The organism is Pseudomonas sp. DCB_AW (assembly GCF_026240895.1).
GTDB lineage: Bacteria > Pseudomonadota > Gammaproteobacteria > Pseudomonadales > Pseudomonadaceae > Aquipseudomonas > Aquipseudomonas kermanshahensis.
Genome location: NZ_JAPFCE010000001.1, coordinates 20,771 through 41,446, shown reverse-complemented (window position 1 = coordinate 41,446; position 20,676 = coordinate 20,771). Strand labels below are relative to the sequence as shown.

At 61.8% G+C, this 20,676-nt stretch carries 9 protein-coding genes; 4 read left to right on the top strand and 5 right to left on the bottom strand.

Going from position 1 to position 20,676, the window contains the following annotated elements; all coding sequences use genetic code 11:
- Positions 1-150 precede the first annotated feature (150 nt).
- From OO306_RS00155 to OO306_RS00140, 4 genes are all read left to right on the top strand, one after another.
- On the top strand, positions 151-7,605 hold the full coding sequence (locus OO306_RS00155) for a neuraminidase-like domain-containing protein (RefSeq protein WP_265967329.1): 7,455 nt from the start codon (positions 151-153) through the stop codon (positions 7,603-7,605).
- A gap of 97 nt (positions 7,606-7,702) precedes the next feature.
- Complete coding sequence (locus OO306_RS00150) at positions 7,703-12,040, top strand: SpvB/TcaC N-terminal domain-containing protein (protein WP_265967328.1); 4,338 nt, start codon at positions 7,703-7,705, stop codon at positions 12,038-12,040.
- Positions 12,041-12,051: 11 nt separating this feature from the next.
- Positions 12,052-15,003 (top strand): RHS repeat domain-containing protein, encoded by a 2,952-nt coding sequence (locus OO306_RS00145; protein ID WP_265967327.1) that lies wholly within the window; start codon positions 12,052-12,054, stop codon positions 15,001-15,003.
- A 91-nt stretch (positions 15,004-15,094) separates the two neighbouring features.
- A complete protein-coding gene (locus OO306_RS00140; RefSeq protein ID WP_265967326.1) occupies positions 15,095-16,156 on the top strand; it encodes a GlxA family transcriptional regulator in 1,062 nt (353 codons plus the stop codon).
- 77 nt (positions 16,157-16,233) lie between these two features.
- On the opposite strand, the gene OO306_RS00135 is transcribed toward OO306_RS00140, so the two are convergent.
- The 5 genes from OO306_RS00135 to OO306_RS00115 all read right to left on the bottom strand — a co-directional run bounded on the left by OO306_RS00135 (position 16,234) and on the right by OO306_RS00115 (position 20,642).
- A complete protein-coding gene (locus OO306_RS00135; protein ID WP_265967325.1) occupies positions 16,234-16,572 on the bottom strand; it encodes a RidA family protein in 339 nt (112 codons plus the stop codon).
- Between the two features lie 11 nt (positions 16,573-16,583).
- Positions 16,584-16,934, bottom strand: a complete 351-nt coding sequence (locus OO306_RS00130; protein ID WP_265967324.1) for a cupin domain-containing protein — start codon at positions 16,932-16,934, stop codon at positions 16,584-16,586.
- A 12-nt stretch (positions 16,935-16,946) separates the two neighbouring features.
- A complete protein-coding gene (locus OO306_RS00125; RefSeq protein ID WP_027593696.1) occupies positions 16,947-18,326 on the bottom strand; it encodes an MFS transporter in 1,380 nt (459 codons plus the stop codon).
- Between the two features lie 213 nt (positions 18,327-18,539).
- Positions 18,540-19,310 (bottom strand): NAD(P)-binding domain-containing protein, encoded by a 771-nt coding sequence (locus tag OO306_RS00120; RefSeq protein ID WP_265967323.1) that lies wholly within the window; start codon positions 19,308-19,310, stop codon positions 18,540-18,542.
- Positions 19,311-19,322: 12 nt separating this feature from the next.
- Positions 19,323-20,642: an FAD-binding oxidoreductase gene (locus tag OO306_RS00115; RefSeq protein WP_265967322.1), complete on the bottom strand. Its 1,320-nt coding sequence runs from the start codon at positions 20,640-20,642 to the stop codon at positions 19,323-19,325.
- Between the last annotated feature and the right edge of the window lie 34 nt (positions 20,643-20,676).

Below are 20,676 nucleotides of genomic sequence, written 5' to 3'. Positions count from 1 at the left end.
TTTTTTCAGGAGTGATCCATTAGTGTTGGCGCGTTTGAATTGGCTCGCCAAGTTAAAAAGTTGCTCGCCCAGGGGGTGGGCTTGTCTAGTGGTTTATTGCGGCAAGGTTATCTAATGATTCAAGATTTTTCTGAACAGAGTAAGTCTCTCATGAGCAAGTTGAAGGTCGATTCGCTGGCGTCTATGGGCGATCTATCTGCCGAAGAACTGCGTGAGCAATTGGGCGATATGGTTGATATGGACGAGGCTCGCCAGTTACATGACCACGTACGCCGGGCACGCAACCAAACACTGCTCGATGAGAAAAGTATCATCATCCGTCATTCTCCGCTTGTGCCGCAGAGCCTCCAGCACGTTAACGATGGGCCGATCGAGCGCCCAGGACCCTACTGTGCCCCTGGAGATGTGGCCTCGATGTTTTCGCCGGCGGCTTACCTGGCAGAGCTGTATAAACAGGCGAAGGAGTTGTATCCCGCGAAAAACCCCTGGCATATCGACGAACGCCGCCCCGACCTGCGGCAATTGGTACTCAGCCAGAACAATCTGGACACGCCGATCAGTGCCCTCAGCCTGTCCAATGAGATCTTGCTGAGCCGGGCGATTGCGGCGCTTACCCAGCCGGGCAGCCCGGCGTTGAATAACGACCAGCTCCTTGAAGCCCTGTCGACTGATGTCGGTACTAGCACTACGCCGTACCATCATCATTACAACCGCCTGCGTCAGGTGTTCGTCCAGAACGATGCGGATTTGTCGCACTTGCTGGCGGCCCCCCGTTTCGCCAAACATCTGGATGACGCGGCACTGGCTTGCCTTCACTACGATATCTCGCCCGCGTTGCGCTGTTTATTGACGGACGAAATCAACGAGGAGAGTGCTGAGGCGCAGTTTATCAAGTACTTCCCTGGCATGACGCCAACCTCCATGATGCAGCCCGCGCGCTTGCGCAGTTGGTTTGGCCTGACAGATGCTGAGCTGCAAGGCTTCATGGGGGAAATGGATAAAGCTGAATACATTGGGCGCACGCTAACTGCACGTGCCGATGACGAAATCATCCAGTTGACGCTGAGTGATACGCCTCCCAATATGCGTTATGTTCGACTGTATCCATTGCATAACGGCACCTGGCAGTTGGCGTTCAAGTTTCAGATCAATCGCGTTGTTAAATTTGAACTCAGCGGTCCTTTTGAATTTGAATTGAAAGCGTCAGATTATGGGCTCGACCACTATGCGCCTGATGTCGAGTATCGCCACAGTTTCGAATGGGCCGACGTGCCGGCCGAGGCCGAGCTTACGGCTAAATGGACGCGGTCCCGCAGCGCTAACGATGAGAGCTGTGAAAGCACGTTAAATATTACCTGCACGCGGTTGTCGATCGCAGCGTACCTGCTTCAGTTGAACAAGATCGTTCGCCTGTACAAAGTGACCCAGCTGTCCCCACGGGCACTGCAAGACATCATAAACAGCGTCGACCCAAGCCAGATCACCGACCAGACGCTGGCCGTTGTTTTCCGCACCGCCCATTCAGTGAAGCGTTACGGCATCGATCACCAGGACGCGCTGCTCATGGCCAGGGGGTTTATCTCCGAAGCGTCCGACGGCACTGAAAAAAGCCAGTTCGACCGCCTGTTCAATGACCCGCCACTGGTTGCGGGCGGTTTGATCAGAGACAATACGCGGCTGCGCCTGCACCCGGACCATGCCAGCGAGCATGCCGACATCAAGGCAACCCTCAAGCGTGCCTGCCAAACCGATGACGAAGGGCTGCTCGAGCTGGGCCGGCTTATCAGTGGTCTTGCGGATGCCGACGTCGGCATGAATGTCATCATGTCCCATTTGTCCGCGCTGTACACCTTGAGCCTGTGGGCTCGGCATCACGGTCTGACGCTTACCGAGCTGCGCCAACTGCTGCAGATGATGGGCGCGCCGCATCCGATGCACTCGCTGGACAACAGCGGATGGCAGCTGTTGTTGCAGGAGGTGCGCAGTACCACCGACTGGATGGCTGCCCATGGCTGGACCGTTCACGATCTGCAACTGATGACCCGCGCTGTCGAGGCCATCCCAGCCAGTACCGAAGTCGGCAATCTGCTCAACGCCATGAAGGCCGCCTTGAGCGCCGCGCAACTACCCGAAGCACCACCCGAAGCACCACCCGAAGCACCGACCGTGCAGGATCTATTAGGCGTGCTGTCGCCCTTGATCGCCTCCACGTTCAACCTCAGTGGTGATGCGTTAGCGCAAGCATTGTTGAACTGGGTAAACCGTGCCGAGCCGAGTGGGCTTACGCTGCAGCAGGCTTGCGAACGCCTGCTCAAGGCCGACCCATCGGCCCCGCATGAGCGTGCCTTGGTCGACTTTGCCTACACCCTCGCGCAAATGGCGCTCATCGCACATGGATGCGGCGTCACAGGCGATGCGCTGCTCCTGTTGGTGGAAAAGCCGCAGTTGCTGGCAGCCAACGCCGGGCACAGTGGCAGTGCTGGCTTGCTGCGGGATGTCCAGACCGTCATGGCGCTCGGCAACTTCAGTGACTGGCTAAGCAAGCTAGCGGACCAATCAGGCGCAGGTGGCGCACTGCTGGCGGCACTTGGTGAAGGTGCAGGCGTGTCGTTGCCCCAGCTTTCTATGACGACCGGTGTTGCTCAAGCGACATTGGCGCAGGCGGCTGTGCACGCACATGACCAAGACGAGCTGAAAGAGCCGACAAAGGTCCACAGCTGGCAGGAAATCGAACTGCTGATGCAATGGGCGAAACTGACCGAAGCCTATGCCGTGATGCCGGACACCCTGGCAAAATTGCTGGCCCAGGACGACGACTGGGCCGAATGGCGGCAGATGGCAGACGCGTTTCAGGCAGGCCTGAACCCGTCGCAGGTCACGGCGGCCCATGCCGCCACGGAGCGGCCGCTCAGCCTGGCGCTGACGGGCGTGCTGGGCGCGAAAGAGCACTTCACTGTCGAAGCGCTGAACAAGCACCTGTTGATCGACGTGCTGAATGCCGAACAGGTGATAAGCAGCCGTATCGCCGAAGCGATGTCGGCCCTGCAGCAGTTCATCCACTGCACCCTGTCGACCCCAGAAGACCCGGCCAACGTGCGCCATGCTGTCCTTGGTCGCCAGTTTTTCAAGGACTGGACGCGTTGGAACGCCAGCTATGCCAACTGGGCTGCAGGGCAAATGCTGATGTACTACCCAGAAAACTACATCGACCCGACAGTGCGCCTGGGGCAAACCCCGGCAATGGACGACATGCTGCAAACGCTGGGGCAGGCGCAGATCAATGACGATACCGTGGGCGATGCCTTCCAGGGCTACCTGAGTGCGTTCGAGGAGGTGGCCAACCTGGAGACTATCAGTGGCTACCACGACAGCCGCGAAGCCGACACGGGCAAATCCTGGTTTATCGGGCGTAGCCGCAGCCAGCCTCACCAGTACTGGTGGCGCACGGTAGACGAAGCCAAGCGTGCCCCAGAAGGCGTGCTGCCAGCCAATGCCTGGACCGCCTGGACAAAAATCGAACTGGCCCCGCAAGTGCAAGGGCGCCTGATTCGGCCTGTGGTGTTCCGCGGGCGTTTGCATCTGGGCTGGGTAGAGCGCCAGGAGCAAATTATTACCCGCGATGACAACGGGCAGCCAAAACTGCGTGAGTGGAGCTGGACGTTCAAGCTGGCCTGGCTGCGTTATGACGGCAAGTGGAGCGTGCCCATCGAGTATCCGCTCGTGGTCGATATTGGCAAAGAAACAGTTCTGGAAAACTTCTCGTTGTTTCTTGCCGCCTGGCCGCAACGTGATGGGCTGCTGGCAGTCATCTATGATCGGTCTGCAGAGAAAGTTAGCGAAGCTTCTACTGTTGCCGGCTTGGAGATTTCCGAGAACTTCAGCAGCAGCACGCTGGGCAGTGTCGAACTGTTCCTGGGGCCGGTGCAGCACTGGCTGGATACCACTATTGATACCGGCATGTGCGCGGTGTTCGAAGGGCTGGAGCTGCCAACTGCGGAAGATCGCATGCCGGTCGCTGACGGGAACGGTACGCCCGGCGGTTTTACGCAATTTGAAGCAAGGCTCGATGAAGCCAAGGTTATCGGTGGTGCAGGGGAGGTTGGGAATACCTACAGCCTGTATTTTCGCAGCCAGTTGTCGGTAACGTCAAAGCGGCCAGCCATTGAAAATAAATGGCTTGCGGTCCTCATTGCGCAATACCCTGCATTGGGCACAGAAACAAATGCAACACAAGGCCTGTTACGCAGTGATGGGGGTGCATTGCTGGTGCGTAAAGAAGGCAGCTTGTATTATGGCTATCTGATTATCAGTGCGTCACAAATGAGTTCCTACTTCGGGCCTAACAGTAGCTCTATCACACTTGTCTCTAACCACATGAACCCTATGTATTGGGCTTCGTTGAAGAAGATTGAGAGCAGTGCCGGGAACGCAGTGGTCGCACGCTTCACAATTGCGACCAGTGACCCGATGACTCGCATGACTCTGCTCTTTGATGAGAGCACGGGCGGAACCCCTCCACCAAGACTTACACCTGCGGTTTTGGGCTACACACAGATCGCAAGGGAAGACACCTTCTACCCTCAGGATTACCTGAACCTGCTTGGCAGCGTTCCTGCTGAGGAAGTGTTGTGCCGCATCTACAGCGTCGATGGCACGCGCTTTAAAACCGTAAAGGCCAACCAGGAGTACGATCTGTCACAAGGGCCGGCGCAGGTACAGTTGAACACCACTGCACCCATGGGCGACATCAGCGAGTGGGATGGGGGTAGCGAAGCCCTGCACCGCATCGAGTTCCAGTTCGGCAACGGCAATACCCGCAACTACACCGTCAAGGTTTACAAAGATGCCGATGTACTCAAGACCGCCATCATCGGTGCCACTGATCAAGGCGCTCAGTATCTGGCGCACAGAGGGCAGGTAACCCGCCTCAACACCCTGTTCGCTCGGGAGCTGACGGTAAAGGCGGTCTCAGGGATCGACTCAATCCTGAACTACGACACCCAGCACATGCCCGAGCCGAAACTTGGCGTCGTCGTGCGTCTGACGCTTCCGGTGTACAAGCCTTCGTATCACGGCCCAGAGCGCTGGGCCGAAGTCTGGCTTGCTACCGACAAAGAGGAGCGCACCTTGCTGTGGAGGGGCCAGCTCAGCGACAACGCCAAGGTGCTCGCCAGCATGATGTTCGAGTCGGATCAGCGGTATGTCGGGCAACAGTCCTACCACTTGGAAACGAAATACAGCGCTAAACACAACAAGGCCATATCAGGCCTTAGCATCATGATCTCAAGCGAGACCCTGGCAATTCAGCGTGACTCTGATGTGGCATCTACCGGCCAAGTGCTGCTCAAGGACAATGTCGACAGTGTGCAGGTGTTTGGCAGGAACGACACGGATAGCATGGATTTCACCGGCGCCAATGCCCTGTATTTCTGGGAGTTGTTCTACTACACCCCAATGTTGGTCATGCAGCGCTTCCTTCAGGAAGAACGCTTTGACCTTGCCGAACAGTGGCTGAAGTACGTGTTCAACCCGGCTGGCTACTCAGTATCCGGCGTAGGCACACAGCGGATGTGGAATGTACGGCCGCTGGAAGAAGACAGCAGCTGGAACGACGACCCCCTGAAGTCGCTCGACCCGGATGCTGTGGCGCAGAACGACCCGATGCACTACAAGTACAACGTCTTCATGCGCCTGCTGGACATTTGCATCGGCCGCGGCGATGCCGCTTACCGTAAGCTGCAGCGCGACACCCTCAGCGAAGCCCGCGTCTGGTATCAGCGCGCGGTGAGCCTGCTGGGCGACGCCCCCTGGGCCCCGCCGGCAACGGGCTGGAACGAACCCGTGTTGGGGCAGGCCGCAGTGCCCGGCGAAAGCCCGTTTCTGCCAGAGGTCAACCGGACCCTGCTCGGTTACTGGGAGGCGCTGCGCATTCGCCAGTACAACCTGCGCCACAACCTGACCCTCGATGGCCAGCCGCTAAGCTTGCCGCTCTACGCCACACCGGCCGATCCCAAGGCGTTGCTGGCCGCTGCAGTGGCAGCAGAGGCCAGTGGCGAACGTGGCCTTACGGAAGTCAAAGACGTGCCGGCGCTGCGCTTCACCGTGTTGCTCGACGGCGCCCGCAGCATGGCCGCCCAGCTGATTCATTTTGGCAGCGAGCTGCAATGGATTCTCGAGCGCCAGGATGCCGATGCGTTGGCAGGCTTGCTGGCCAGCCAGGGCGCGGAGCTTGCCGAGAGCAATGTGGCGCTGTTCAAGCACACTCTCAAGGAGCTGGCAGCCGACCGCGTGACCTTGCAAAGCTCGCTGGTGGCGGCCACGGCCAGTCGAAATCACTACCTGAACCTCTACCAAAGGAACATCTCTGATCGCGAGCACCTTGCGCTGAAGTTGCGAACCGAGTCTGAACAGGCAGGTGCGGCTGAATCTGCCCTCATGGCAGGGGCTTCGATCATTGCCGCCTTCCCCAAGATCTTTGGTTTCGCCAACGGTGGCGGTAAACCGGAAGACGCCTTGAAGGCCGTTGCCTACGGCTTTGGCGCGCGCTCGAAAGTGTGTGGCCTCAAGGCATCGCGCCTTAGCCAAGAGGAGGCCTTCGCGCGCCGTCGCGCTGACTGGAAGTTCCAGTATGAGTCGGCAGAGAAACAGATGGCGACCGTACAGGCTCAACTCGATGCCCTGGCAGTACGTGAAACCTCCGCCCATATGCACATTGCTCACTTGAACACCCAAGCTGCCCATTCACAGGCCCAGCTTGCCTTGTTCCAAGGCAAGTACACTGGCAAGGCCATGTACAGCTGGCTGCGCGCACGCCTGGCGAGCATTTTCTACACCTATTACGACCTCACCGTGTCGCGCTGCCTGATGGCACAAAAGGCCCTGCAGTGGGAAAAAGGCGACGCGGCTTTGTACCTGCGCACCGGCACCTGGAACAGCGCCTGGTCGGGTTTGCTGTGTGGTGAGGGGCTGATGCTGGCACTGGGGCAGATGGAAACGGCCTGGGTCAAATGGCAGAAGCGCGAGCTTGAGGTCACGCGCACGGTGTCACTGGCCAGGCTCTTCGACGGCAAGCTCAGCTCGCAAGAGCAAGCCGTAACCCTGGGTGAGGCGGTCAAGGCGCTGCTTGACGGTCAAACAGTTGAGGTCGATGACACGCTTGAAAACAGCAGCTTTGCACTGGCTGCAAACGGCATGCTATCGATCCAGTTCGGCCTTAAAACGTTGAACCTGGCAGCAGGCTTCGAAACTGCAGCTTCGCGACGCATCCGCAGCATTGCCGTCTCGCTGCCAGCCTTGCTGGGCCCCTACCAAGATGTGCATGCACGGCTGTTGACCAGTACTCAAGGCCTGCCTGCGGGCTGTGAGCAGATGAACATCTCCCATGCCATGCAGGACAACGGCCAGTTCAGCCAGCTCAATGGTTACCCGGCATTCCGCCCAGGTAACCAGTTGCTGCCGTTCGAAGGGCTGCACATCGCCAAGGCGGATGATGACCAAGACCAGACCCAGATGACGTTGAACTTCGACCAGGCTCAGGGCGATCAGCGAGCACTGCTGGAACGCCTCAACGACATCATTCTGCACGTGCAGTTCACCGTCCGCTAAGGGGCAGGGGAGGGTACCCAGGTGCCCTCCCGCTGAGGCCGACTTCCTATTTCCTGACCCTTGCGCCAAGGCGCGGGGGTCGTCAAGGAGCAACATCATGAATGATATGTCTGTCACCCCTTCGGGTGACGGCGGTGAACCTGTGTTCAGCCCCCCCTCGCTACCCAAGGGCGGCGGTACGGTTTCGGCGGGCGGAGGCATGCTGTCAGTCGGTAGCGCCGACGGCGCCGCAGGTTGGTCGCTGCCATTACCATTGCCGGTCGGCCGCGCGTTGTCGCCGTCGTTGAGCCTGGCCTACCGTTCTTCGGCAGGTAATGGCGCCTTCGGTGCTGGCTGGCAGTGTAGCCCGCCCACAGTCTGCCGCCTGGACCGCCTGGGGGTCCCCCGTTACACCCGCAGTGACCGTTGGCAGGGCCCCGATGGCGAAGAAATCCTGCTCGACCGCGGGGCGCCGCGCACTGTCGCCAGTTTGCCGTTTTCCGATACCCCCGCTGCTCACACGGTAACCGCCTGGGTGCAGCGCAGTGGCGGCCGCGACCAGCGCCTGGAGCATTGGCAAGCGCAAGCGAGCCCTGACTCGCCGGGCTTCTGGCTGCAATACCATGCCGACGGCAGCATAACGCTGTTTGGCTGGTCGGCCTCGGCACGCCTGGCCAAGCCCGGCAAACCGGCAGAGGTCGCGTGCTGGTATGCCGAAGAGACCGTCAGTGCCATGGGGGAGCATGTGGTCTACACCTACCGCAGCGAAGACCAGGCAGGGTGTGATGCGCACGAACAGGCCATGCACCCGCAGGTTGCCAACACCTACCTGGTTGCCGTCCACGCCATGAATGCAACCCCAAGCGCAGCGCTGCTGTTACCGCAGCAGGCCTTTCGCCCGGACGATTTCATGACCGTGATGCAGCTGGATTACGGCGAGCGCGGCGTGGACGTGAACACCCCACCGGCGTTCGAGGTGAAGGCACCCTGGCCGGTGCGCGAGGACTGCTTTTCGTACTGGCGCTGGGGCTTCGATAAACGGGTGCGGCGGCTTTGCCACGAGGTGCTGCTGTGGCACCGTACGCGAATGATGGCCGGGGAGGCTGACCCAAGCCCGCAACTGGTTTCGCGCTTGCACCTGGGGTATGACGCATCGGGCGTCGCCTCGGTGCTGGTCGCCGCGCAACAGGTCGCTTACGAAACGGATGGCACGCCGTTGTTGCTGCCACCGGTGGAATTCGAGCCGAGTCGCCCAGGGCGTGAGCACTCAAGCTGGGAGGCATTGCCCGACCTCGATGGCTTCAGCGCGCCACACTGGCAGATGGTGGATCTTTACGGCGAGGGGCTGCCGGGTTTGCTGTTCCAGGATGCCGGTGCCTGGTGGTATCGCGCGCCGGAACGCAACAGCGACCTGGGTGGCGATGCCGTCACGTGGGGTGAGTCACAGGCATTACCGGGAGCCCCACGCCCAGGCACCGGGATGCTCGCCGACCTCGAAGGAGACGGCCAGCCACAATGGCTGGTCAACCTGCCGGGTGTTCGCGGCAGCTTCACCCTGGCGCCGGATGGGCAATGGGGTGACTTCATTGCCGCTGACGCCATGCCCAGCGAGCTGGCCCATGGGGATGCGCAACTGGTCGATTTCAGCGGTGGCGGGCAGCAGGACCTGGTGATGATCGGGCCACGTAGCGTGCGCTTGTCTGCCAGGGTGCGTGGTGCCGGCTGGCAGCCTGCCAGCGACATCGTGGCAGGCACCGCGCTGCCATTGCCTGGCGGTGAGCACCGGCTGGTGGCATTTGCCGACCTGGCGGGTACAGGGTTGCAGCAATTGATCGAGGTCACGGCCGAAGGCGTCACCTACTGGCCGATGCTTGGCCACGGTCATTTTGCCAACCCTGTGCAGATGCCGGGTTTTGCCATCGAACATTTCAACGCCTCGCGGGTATTGCTTGGCGATACCGATGGCAGTGGTACTACCGATATCCTTTATGTAGACGCGGACCGCATCCGGGTATTCGTCAGCCATAACGGCAATCGCTTCGTCGAAAGCCATTGCGTGCCGGCGCCAGAGGGGGTCGTGCTCGATGCCAGCTGCAAGCTGCAACTGGTCGATTTGCGCGGGCAGGGTTGTGCAGAGCTGGTGCTGACTGTGCCGCACCTCTCTCCCCGTAGCTGGGTGTACCGCTTCAATGACCGACGCCCCTGGTTGCTGGCTGAGGTGTGCAGCAACACCGGTGGCCGTACGCTGTTCGATTACCGCAGTTCGGCGCAGAGCTGGCTGGATGAAAAGCGTGCCCTGCAAGTGGAAGGCAGGGCAGCGATCAGTCGCTTGCCGTTCCCGGTTCACACCTTGGCCCAGGTGACCCTTGTGGACGACATCAGTGGCCTGCGTACTGTCAGTGGCATGCGCTATCAGAGCCCGGTCTGGGACCCAGTCGAGCGGGAGTTTCGCGGTTTCAGGCAGCTGATCCAGACCGACACCCTGAGCGACGCCCAGGGCACGGCCGCCGAGCGTTCGCCGCCGGCGCAAATACGCCATTGGTTCCTCAGTGGCATCGAAGACCTGGACAGCATCGCGCCACAGGGCTTTGATGGGCAGCGCAGCGCAGAGGCGGACTTTCCCTTGCAACCGGTGCGTTTCACTCGCCTTGAAGGTGACTGCGATGTGCCTTACTCGCCGCAAGGTGCAGCCCGGCGTTGGCTGCTTTGTGCCTTGAAAGGGGCGCAAGTGCGCAGTGAAACCTACGGCCTTGACGGCACTGAACACGCTGGGGTGCCGTACAGCATCACCCGTCAGCGCTGGCAAGTGCGGGTTTACGAGACCGCGCACGCCGACCGGCCTGCGGCCTTGGTAACGGCAATAGAGAGCCTGGCCTTCACCACCGAGCGCATTGTCCAGGACCCGGTTATCACGCAGACACTGGTGATTGGCCAAGACAAGTACGGCCATGTCCTGCAGCAGGTGCAGGTGCATTACCCGCGCCGGGTCGCAGCCTCCCCATCGCCTTATCCAGCCTCGCTGCCAGCCGGTTTGCTGGACGATGCCCGCGACCCTCAGCAGGACATGGCCTGGCTTGAGCACGCGCGCCATCGGGTAAGCAACCTGGAGGACGGCCATGATTACGTGTCCGGGCTGATCGAAGCGACCCGTACCGATGTGCTGGCGCTGCCAGCGCACGCGCTGCCGCAGGGCGGCTTCAGCGTGGAGCATCTGCTGGTACCCGATGGCCCATTGGAGGGCCTGGATGCTGCCACTCTATCGGGCTACCAGCGCAAGCAATGGTGTGATGCCCAGGGGCAACCGACCACGGCGCCAATCCGCCAGGCGCTGGTGGCCTACCGCGAAACCGCCATGCTCGAACACGCCACCTTGGCTGCGCTCGAGACAACGCTTTTGCCGCACGAGCTGGCACAGTGGCAGGCCAACGGCGGCTATCACCTCATCGCCTTGGCTGAGGACGGCAAGCGGGTGTACGTCAGCCGCCACGACCTGATCAAGCACCAGGGTGCGTCACTGTTTTATCGACTGGCCACGCTGCGTGCCAGCGAGCTGCTTGGTGAGCAGCGTGTTGACTGGAGCCCACACGCCCAGCAAGTGCTGAAGATAACCGACGCCGCTGGCCTGGAAACCGGCTTCGAGTATGACTGGCGTTTCCTCACGCCCGTAGCCATGACCGATGCCAACGACAACCAGCACCAGGTCAGCCTCGATGCCTTGGGGCGAGTGACACAAACCCGCTTTCACGGCACAGAGCAAGGCCAGTTGGCCGGCTATAGCAGCAAGGCATTCACGCTGCCGGCAACGGTCGAGGGCATCCTGGCACTCGAAGGAGGCGAGGTACCCGTGGCCACGGCGCACCGGGTAGTGACCGACAGCTGGATGCCCTTGGCACGTGATAGCCAAGGGCGCCCTCTGGTTACCCGTATGGGCGAGCTGGCGCTGCGTCGCCTGCTCAAGGCCAATGGCCTGCCCGCTGGGGACGACGGCGAAAGCCGCCAGCCACCGCACATCATCAGCCTGCAGACCGACCGCTACGACGGCGACCCTGCGCAGCAGCTGCGCGTAAACGTGGCGCACAGCGATGGCGCCGGCCGCCTGTTGCAGACCGCTGTGCTGAGTGCGCCTGGCGATGCGTGGGTGCGTACCGCCGCAGGCAGCCTCGAGCGCGATGCCAACGGTGCTGCACGCGTGCAGCCGGCAGCGCGACGCTGGGCGGTAACCGGCAAGACCGAGTACGACAACAAAGGCCAGCCTGTGCGCACCTGGTTGCCGTACTACCTCGATGACTGGCGCCCTGTAAGCGATGACAGCGGCCACCCCGGGCTGTATGCCGATACCCAGCTGTATGACGCCATGGGGCGCGTTTACCGCGTCCTCACCGCCGCGGGCTGGGAGCGGCGTACCGAGTACTACCCCTGGTTCACGGTAGCGCAGGACGAGAACGACACGGCCTGAGCGCGACCTTGATGGCGCGCGCTACCTGGCGCGCGCCATCCACTCAACCCCATGCAGATTTCAAGAACAGGAGGCACGCGATGCCTGCTCTTTCGGACAACGCTGTCCATCGTAATACCCCTACCGTCACGGTCGTGGACAACCGCGGCCTGGTGGCCCGGACCATCCACTACCACCGCCACCCAGACACGCCAACCCTGACGCAACCTCGGATTACGCGCCAGCAGCATGACGCCAAGGGCTCCATGACCCACAGCAGCGACCCGCGCCTGCACCCCAGCGGCCGGGGTAACTTTGCCTGGCTGACCGACCTGGCCGGCACCCCGGTGTGCACCCAAAGCGCCGACGCCGGCGTGTCGATCAACCTGAGCGATGCAGCAGGGCGCCCGTTGCTGGCGGTGTCGCGAATCGCGCTCGATGAACACGGCGAGCACCTGCGCAGTGAAGCGGTCACCCGCACCTGGCTTTACGAGAACGCCAACCTGCCAGGGCGCCTGCTGGGCATCAGCGAACAGGCCAATGGCCACGTGGCGTGTCGGCTGGAGCGGCTGATTTATGCCGGCAACAGCGCCGCAGAAAAAGCCCACAATTTGGCGGGCCAGGCGAGCCGGCACTACCACACCGCCGGTTTGCTGCAGACCCATGGCGTTGGCTTGACCGGCGTCCCGCTAGAGACCACGCAACGCTTGCTGGCGGATGCCGATAACCCGCAGGTAGGGGCGGATTGGCAAAGTGAGCAGCCTGCTGATTGGGAGGCCCAACTGCAGCCGGAAAGCGAAGCCAGCACTACGCTGACCACGGTGGATGCGACCGGCGCCCCCTTGGCCACGCGTGATGCCGCAGGCCATCTGCGCCGCCACGCCTACGACGTGGCGGGCCTGCTCACGCAGCGTTGGCTGACGCTCGAGGGCGGCCCTGAGCAGGTCATTCTCAAAGCCCTGAGCTATTCGGCGGCCGGGCAAAAGCTGCGCGAGGAGCACGGTAATGGCTTGGTCACCCAATACCGCTACGAACCGCGCACTCAGCGGCTGGCCGAAGTCCGTACCGAGCGCCCGACAGGGCACGCGCAAGGGGCCAAGGTGCTGCAAGACCTGCGCTACGCTTACGACCCGGTGGGCAATGTGCTGAGTGTGCGCAACGACGCCGAAGAAACCCGCTTCTGGCGCAATCAGAAAGTCGAACCGCTAAGCACCTATGTCTATGACAGCCTGTACCAGCTGGCCAGCGCCACCGGGCGCGAGATGGCCAATGCCGGGCAGCAGGGCGCCAACCTGCCGGATATGGCGACCCTCGATAACGTCACCTACAGCCGTTACAACCGTACCTATACCTACGACATGGCGGGCAACCTGACCCGCATCCGCCACAGCGCGCCTGCCACAAACCATAGCTACACCACCGATATCACTGTCAGCGACCGCAGCAACCGGGCGGTGCACAGCGCGCTCACCCAGGACCCGGCCGCCGTCGACGCGTTGTTCAATGCCAGTGGCCAGCAAAAGGCTTTGTTGCCTGGCCAACAGTTGAACTGGACACCGCGCGGTGAGTTGCACGCCGTTACCCAGGTCATGCGCGAAGGGGCGGAGGACGATGGCGAGAGTTACCGCTACGACATCGGCAACCAACGGGTGCTCAAGGTCAGTACCCAAAAGACCGCGACCCACATGCGCACGCAACGTGTGCAGTACCTGCCAGGCCTGGAGCTGCGCAGTACAACCCAGGGCGGCACGCTGATCGAGCAGTTGCAGGTGGTGCTGGTGGGCGACGCTGGGCACGCCCAGGTGCGGGCCTTGCACTGGGCTGCAGGTAAGCCGCCAGAACTTGCCGACGCGCAACTGCGTTACAGCTACGCCGACCAGCTGGGCAGCGGTTGCCTGGAGGTCGATGGCAGTGGTGCGGTGATCAGCCAAGAGGAGTACTACCCGTACGGCGGCACTGCGGTATGGGCCGCTCGCAGCGAGGTGCAGGGGCGCTACAAGTTTGTTCGTTATTCGGGCAAGGAGCGCGATGCGACAGGGCTGTACTACTACGGGTATCGCTATTACCAGCCTTGGCTGGGGCGGTGGTTGAGTGCGGACCCGGCAGGTACGGTGGATGGCTTGAACTTGTACGCGATGGTGCGTAACAACCCGATGACTTTGGTTGATGAGTTGGGGTTGATGGGCAAAGGGAACAAGAACAAAGGCGGGGGGGGCAGTTCCGGAGCACAAGGCACGCCGGTTGTCAGCCGAAGTGGTGACGCTGACCCTCCACCTGTCGCGTCAACCTCAGCTTCAGCAGGGCCGAGCCATGACGGTGCGCAGGCGCGTGCATCATCTTCTCATTCAGAGGGACCGGCTGCCGATAGCCAGGACGACGATGGCTGGGAAGTAGTTGCTCCCAAAGCAAAGAAGGAAGTTGAAAGAAGGTATGGATTGAGGGGGAGTTCGATTTATTCAGAATTGTTTCCCTTAATTCCTGCAATCAGTAAAAAAAGACCGGAAAACGTTTTGGCGATCGCCGAAAGGCCAAGTTTTATTCACGGTAGACGAGAGGTTTCCGTTTTGGAGAAAAAGATCTACCAGGAGTCCGGTAAAACGATGGTGGGGGGCTTGGATCATGTTAGTGGAAGGCACGCCGGAGACTTCGCGAGGGATGGTGTAACGGGAGATCGCGAAATTCAACGTGAAGTGATGAATGCCTGGGTTAATGGCAAGGACGTAGGCATACAAAACTACAGTGATAACAAGCGAGCGCGACTGATCTACCACGTCGGAGGGGACGGCAGCCGAAACCCCTACGTCTCTGTACAACTTAATATTGATAGGATGAGTGTACTGGGTGCTAATCCCCTTCAGAATCTTGATGGGACACGAAGGGCACCCTTGAAGTACGAGATTGATGCTTGGAACAAGGAAAAGGCCATTACTATGTCCGATTGGGAGAAGGACAAGAGTGCTGAGGTTAAGCGGAGGTACGTCTGAACCATTCTATTTTCGGCGCTAAATATGATAGGACGGACACCTGAATACGCCTAAAATGACACCCACTTCGGATGTCATGTGAGCAGCGTCCATGGTCGCCCTACAAGATCAACAACAACCACAGCCCCCCGAAGCCGCCTCGCAGATAAAACCTGAACTGCGGGTCGGCTTCGTGCTCCTCAACCAGTTCACCCTGGTCCCGGTCGCTGGCCTGGTCGACTCGCTGCGCTTCGCTGCCGACAAGTCGTTCCGCAGCCAGCAAGTGTATTGCCAATGGGACTGGATGACCCTGGACGACCAGCCGATCACCGCCAGTTGCGGCATGCCCATTTCGCCGACCAAACCGCTCAACCTGTTTGCCCAGTACGACTACATCGTGCTGGCGGGCGGGCTGCTGGGCGAAACGCGTAACCCCCCAGACTGGCTACTCGATGCGCTGCGTGAGGTGCATGCGGCCAATATCCCGATCATCGCCCTGTGTTCAGGTTCGTTCGTGCTGGGTAAGGCCGGCCTGCTCGATGGCCGGCGGTGCGCGTTGCATTTCACTTTGCGCGATGAGTTCAAGGAGCGTTTCCCGATGTCCACCGCCGTGATTGACAAGAGCTATGTGGATGACCGCGGCATTATCACCTGCCCGGGCGGCACGGCCATCGACCTGGCGGCCAACCTGATTCGCCGGCACTGCGGAGCGGTGCGTGCGCAGAAGGGCTTGGAGTACCTGCTGGTGGACGAGCGTGCCGACGCGCAAGAGGACAAGGCCGCCAGCGAAAGCGTTTACCAGAACGACCGTGTGCAGCGGGCCATTGCCTTCATGCGCGCCAACCTGGATGCCTCGATGACCCTCAAGGCCGTGGCCGAGGCAGTGGGCACGCACCCGCGGCAGTTGCACCGCGAGTTCGTTGCCAACACGCAAGAGCCACCGGCCAACTACTGGCGCAAGCTGCGCCTGGACCATGCCCGGCGCTTGCTGGTGAATACCAGCCAGAACATCACCACCATTGCCTTGGCGTGTGGGTTTTCCGATGCGTCGCACTTCATCTTGTGGTTCCGCAAGCAGTACGGCGAGACGCCTTACAGCTTCCGCAAACGGCGGCATGAAGTGGAGCGGTTTGACTGGCATGGGGACAAAGTAGGCTTGGACCCGGAGCTGTAGCTGTGTAGCCATCTCCAGCGCTACCCGTGTAGGCGCTGGCTTGCCTGCGAATGGGCCGCAAAGCGGCCCCGGCGCTATCAAAGCTGACCAAATGCCTGAATTTCGATCCGATACTCAGGCGCCGCCAGCGCAGCCCCTACACACGCCCGCACCGGTGGTTGCTGCCCTACCCAGGCGTCATACACCTCATTCATCGCCGCAAACTCCCCCATGTCAGCCAGCCAGATCTGCACGCGGGTCAGGTTGCCCTTACCTGCGCCAACCTGCGCCAACCATTGCTCCAGCTGCGCCAGCACGCACCGCGTCTGCGCAGCGATATCGCCCGGTGCAAGGGCGACGATCCCGCAGGTTTCCAGGCGGCCATCCACCAGAACCATCTGGCTGGCCCGTTTGCCGGGGTTGATACGTTCGATCATCAGCGCGCTCCTCAGAACAGTACGTAGGTCTTGCGCAGGGTCTCGTGGATCTCCCACACGCCTTCGCAGTTCTCTGGGAACAGCACCGCATCGCCCGCCCGCAGCTCGACCGGCTCGCCACCGTCGGGGGTAAAGGTGCAGCTGCCGCTGACGATATGGCTGAACTCGCGGTTTTTCAGGAAACGGCGGAACACCCCGGGGCTGCTTTCCCAGACGCCAATGCTGGCGCCCACCGCTTCATCGGTCTGGTCCTGGGCGCTGGCGGCGTGGGCGATCGGTTCGCCGATCGGCAGCCGGGCAGGGGCTGGCGTGCCCAGGGGCGAGGCAGCGGCATTGCGGACAACGGTAAGCACTTGGCTCATGGTGTGGCTCCTTCAGGCTTTTCGGGCAACGGTTTTGTAGGACGGTGACGGTGCAGGGGCGGCCCCGCCCAACGCGGCGGCTTGCTGCAGGTCGAGCTTGCTGGTCTCTGGGGCCAGCCACCACGAGATCAGTGCACCGAACAGTGAGATCAACGCGGCGGCGAACATGGTGTTGGCAATGCCATAGGTGGCCAGGGAAATAGGCACCAGGTAGGTGCCCACGGCCGCGCCGATACGCGACAGCGAAGTGGCCAGACCAACGGCAGACGCGCGGATCTCGGTGGGGAACAACTCGTTGGGGTAGACGTATTCCAGCACCTGAGCGCCGCCGATCAACACCGCGTAGGCGCCAAACAGCACCAGCACGGTGGTGGGCGATGCGTCGGGGAACACGCCCAGCAGCACCAGCGACATGCCCGACCAGAGGAAGCTGTGGATCAGCATCTTGCGCCGCCCCAGGCGGTTGATCAGCTTGGTTGCCAGCAGGCAGCCCAGGGTGAACAGCAGGGTGATGGCGATCGAGCCGTAGGCGGCCCAGTCGCCGGTGAGCTTCAGCGCCTGCAGCACCTTTGGGGCGAACGCGTAAATGGCGAACAGCGGGACGATGGCGCAGGTCCAGAACAGGGTGACGAAGGCCATGCGCTTGCCGTAGCCGGAGTGGAACAGCGACCACACCGACACCGGTTTGCCGCTGACGTGTTCGGGCAGATCGGCGATGGAGTAATCCGGGCCATAGACGCGTTTGATCACGGCATCCGCCTCGGCAGTGCGGCCCTTGCTCAGCAGCCAACGTGGCGATTCTGGCGTACCGCTACGGGCAATCAGGAACAACGCACCCGGGACCAACGCACTGGCCAATACCCAGCGCCAGCCGTCATCGCCGCCGACGCGCAGCAACAGTTCACCGACCACATAGGCCACGGCGGCCCCGGCGAACCACATCAGTACCATTGCCGCCAGCAGCGGCCCGCGTTGCTTGCGTGGCAGGAACTCGGCCAGCAGCGAGGTAGCGATCGGGTAGTCGGCGCCGACCGCGATACCGATCAACAACCGCCAGGCGAACAATGCCCAGGCCGACTCGACCCAGAACTGCGCCACCGAAAAACCGACAATGGCGATGAGGTCGACCAGGTACAGCACCTTGCGCCCGTATTTGTCGGTGAACCAGCCACCCAGGAAGCCGCCGAGGAACACCCCGATCAGCGCCGAAGCCGCAATCAGCCCCTCCCAGAACGCCGACAGTTGCAGGGCCTGGGTGATCTGCAGCATGGCCACGCCGATGATGCTCAGCACATAGCCGTCGAGGAACGGGCCACCGGCGGAATAGACCGTCAGTTTGCGATGGAACGCATTGAGTGGCGCATCTTCGACGGAGCGTTTGGGGACAGACATTGGACTTACCTCTTGTTGTTATTTGACGCACTTGCGTGGCGGCACTATGGCACCGGGTTGCAGGGGTTCCCTATAACGGTTCGGACGGGTCGTGGGATGGCATTGCGAAGTGTGAATGGCACTGTAGGCGCAGCCTTGTGCTGCGAAGAGGCCGGCGACATCAGCCAAGATTTACGGCGTTGTCACCGGCCTCTTCGCAGCATAAGGCTGCGCCTACCGCGACCGAGTCAACAGCGCATCCAGCACCACTTCGCAGGCCGCGCCCCAGCTGGCACTTACCGGTTGATGCATCAACACGGCCAGCCCATCGGCGGTAAAGGTGCCCGGCGTGGCAATCGCTTGCCCCAGGGCCTTGAGCGTGTGTTCGGGCTGGCGCTGGGCACTGCTCACACAGTCGTGCAGGTTGCCCAGCACCAAGGCGCGTGCCTCGGTTGCGGGCAGGCCTTTGTCGGTCAGCCACTGCTGCAGGTCGTGCAAAAGGAAGTAGAACCAGCCATTCATGCACGCGGCCACCGTGGCCAGCTCGAATGCGGCTTCATCCTGCAATATCACCAGGTTGCCCAGCGCGGCCAGGCATTGCTCAGTGGGGGGATCCGTGGGGTAGACCACTACCGTGGACTGGTTGTGTTGCGCGGCATAAGACAGCATCACGCGCACGCAGTGAGCGGCGGGGAAGGCGGCTTGCAGCTGTAGCAGGTTCACACCTGCCGCCAACGACAGCAGGCGTTGCCCGGGGTGCAGGCGTACCTCGTCGGCCAGGTGTGCCAGTGATTCCGGGCGCACGCCCAGCATCAGCACCTCGGCCTGGTCGACTACCGCCTGATTGCTCGGCAGTACTTGGCAACCGTGTGCGTGGGCCAGTGTTTCGGCGCGCTGGGCGTTGCGTGGTGACAGCAGGATCGCGCCGTCGAAACCACCGCGGCGCAGGCCGATAACGACTTTTTCGGTCAGCTCGCCGACCCCGAGGATGCCCAGGCTATGCATGATGCCTCCTTGTCAGCTTTCTAGGCCGGCGCGGCGCTGGCCCCAGTGCAGGTTCAGGTTGACGCCCAGGCTCAGCAGCGGCTCCGGCGGGTTGCGGTTGGGTCCGGCCGAGCCCAGCAGGAAGTCGATCAGCTCGTCACGCTCGCCACTCAGCCAGTCGGCCAACAGGGTCCCGGTGGCAGTGCCCCGGGTAATTCCCAGGCCGTTGCAGCACAGCGCCGCATGGACATTGGGTGCCAGCGTGCCGAAGTGCGATTGGTGGTTGCGCGACAGGCACATCGAACCGCCCCAGGTGAATTCGAACGGCGTACCCGCGAGCATCGGGAAGCGCCGCTCGAACGACGCCCGGTGCTGTCGCCCGGCGCGTTGCAGGTGGCGCTGGTTGGCGCGCCCATCGGCGTTGAAACTGAAGCTGTTGCGCACCAGCAGGCGCTGGTCCGGGGTGCGTCGCAGGGTGCTGCCAAACGGGTCGGCGGGGATGATGCCCCAGGTCGCCTTGCCACCCAGGCGTGCTTGTTCGTCTTCGCTCAGGGGCCGGGTCATGCTGGCGTAGGTGAAAATCGGCAGCAGCCGCCCCGGCAAGAAGCCGAAGTACGAGGCGAAGGCGTTGTTGGTCAGCAGCAACTGCTCGGCAACGATCTCGCCATGGGCATGCGCAAGGGTGATGCGCGTGCCCTGTTCGATGCGGGTGATGGTGGTGTGTTCGTACAGCGTTACGTTGCTGGGCAGGCTGTCTGCCAGGCCTTTGGCCAAGGCGGCCGGCTGCAGTAACTGGGTACCTGGGGTGTACAACGCTTTGCGGTAGAACGCGGTGCCGAAATGCTCGGGCAGGTCACGGGCATCGATCATCTGGTAGGACTGGCCGAGTTTCTCCAGGCCGCTGCGGTACGCTTCGAGCACCGCCAAACCCTTGTCTTCGACCGCCGCCTGGTACTTGCCGTCTGGGCGGATCTGGCAGTCGATGCCATGCTGCTGGATCAGCGTGTGCAGTATCGACTGCGCGCGCAGGTTGAGCTTGAGGTTCATCCGCGCCGTGGCCAGCTCACCGATGTAGTCCGGTGCGCCGATGTCATGGGGCAGGTCGATGGCAAAGCCTGAATTGCGCCCCGAGGCGCCAAAGCCGACTTCCTGGGCTTCGAGCAGGATCACCTCGTCATCCGGATGATGCAGCGCCAGCTGCCGCGCGGCGGCAAGGCCGGTGAAGCCAGCACCGAGTACCACCCAGCGCGCTTCGCTCCGCCCCCGGTGCGCGGCGCGTGGCTGGCGCATGGGGCTGAGGTGGAACCAGCCGCAACCGTTGTCATCCGCGGGGGTAGAGGTGTTTCTGTACATGGGTTTTATCCGTGTTGTTTTCTTCACTGTCGCA

Coding starts and splice junctions, on each gene's coding strand:
- OO306_RS00150 (WP_265967328.1), top strand. CDS start 7,703: ATGAATGATATGTCTGTCACCCCTTCGGGTGACGGCGGTGAACCTGTG.
- OO306_RS00125 (WP_027593696.1), bottom strand. CDS start 18,326: ATGTCTGTCCCCAAACGCTCCGTCGAAGATGCGCCACTCAATGCGTTC.
- OO306_RS00120 (WP_265967323.1), bottom strand. CDS start 19,310: ATGCATAGCCTGGGCATCCTCGGGGTCGGCGAGCTGACCGAAAAAGTC.
- OO306_RS00130 (WP_265967324.1), bottom strand. CDS start 16,934: ATGAGCCAAGTGCTTACCGTTGTCCGCAATGCCGCTGCCTCGCCCCTG.
- OO306_RS00135 (WP_265967325.1), bottom strand. CDS start 16,572: ATGATCGAACGTATCAACCCCGGCAAACGGGCCAGCCAGATGGTTCTG.
- OO306_RS00140 (WP_265967326.1), top strand. CDS start 15,095: ATGGTCGCCCTACAAGATCAACAACAACCACAGCCCCCCGAAGCCGCC.
- OO306_RS00155 (WP_265967329.1), top strand. CDS start 151: ATGAGCAAGTTGAAGGTCGATTCGCTGGCGTCTATGGGCGATCTATCT.
- OO306_RS00115 (WP_265967322.1), bottom strand. CDS start 20,642: ATGTACAGAAACACCTCTACCCCCGCGGATGACAACGGTTGCGGCTGG.
- OO306_RS00145 (WP_265967327.1), top strand. CDS start 12,052: ATGGCGCGCGCTACCTGGCGCGCGCCATCCACTCAACCCCATGCAGAT.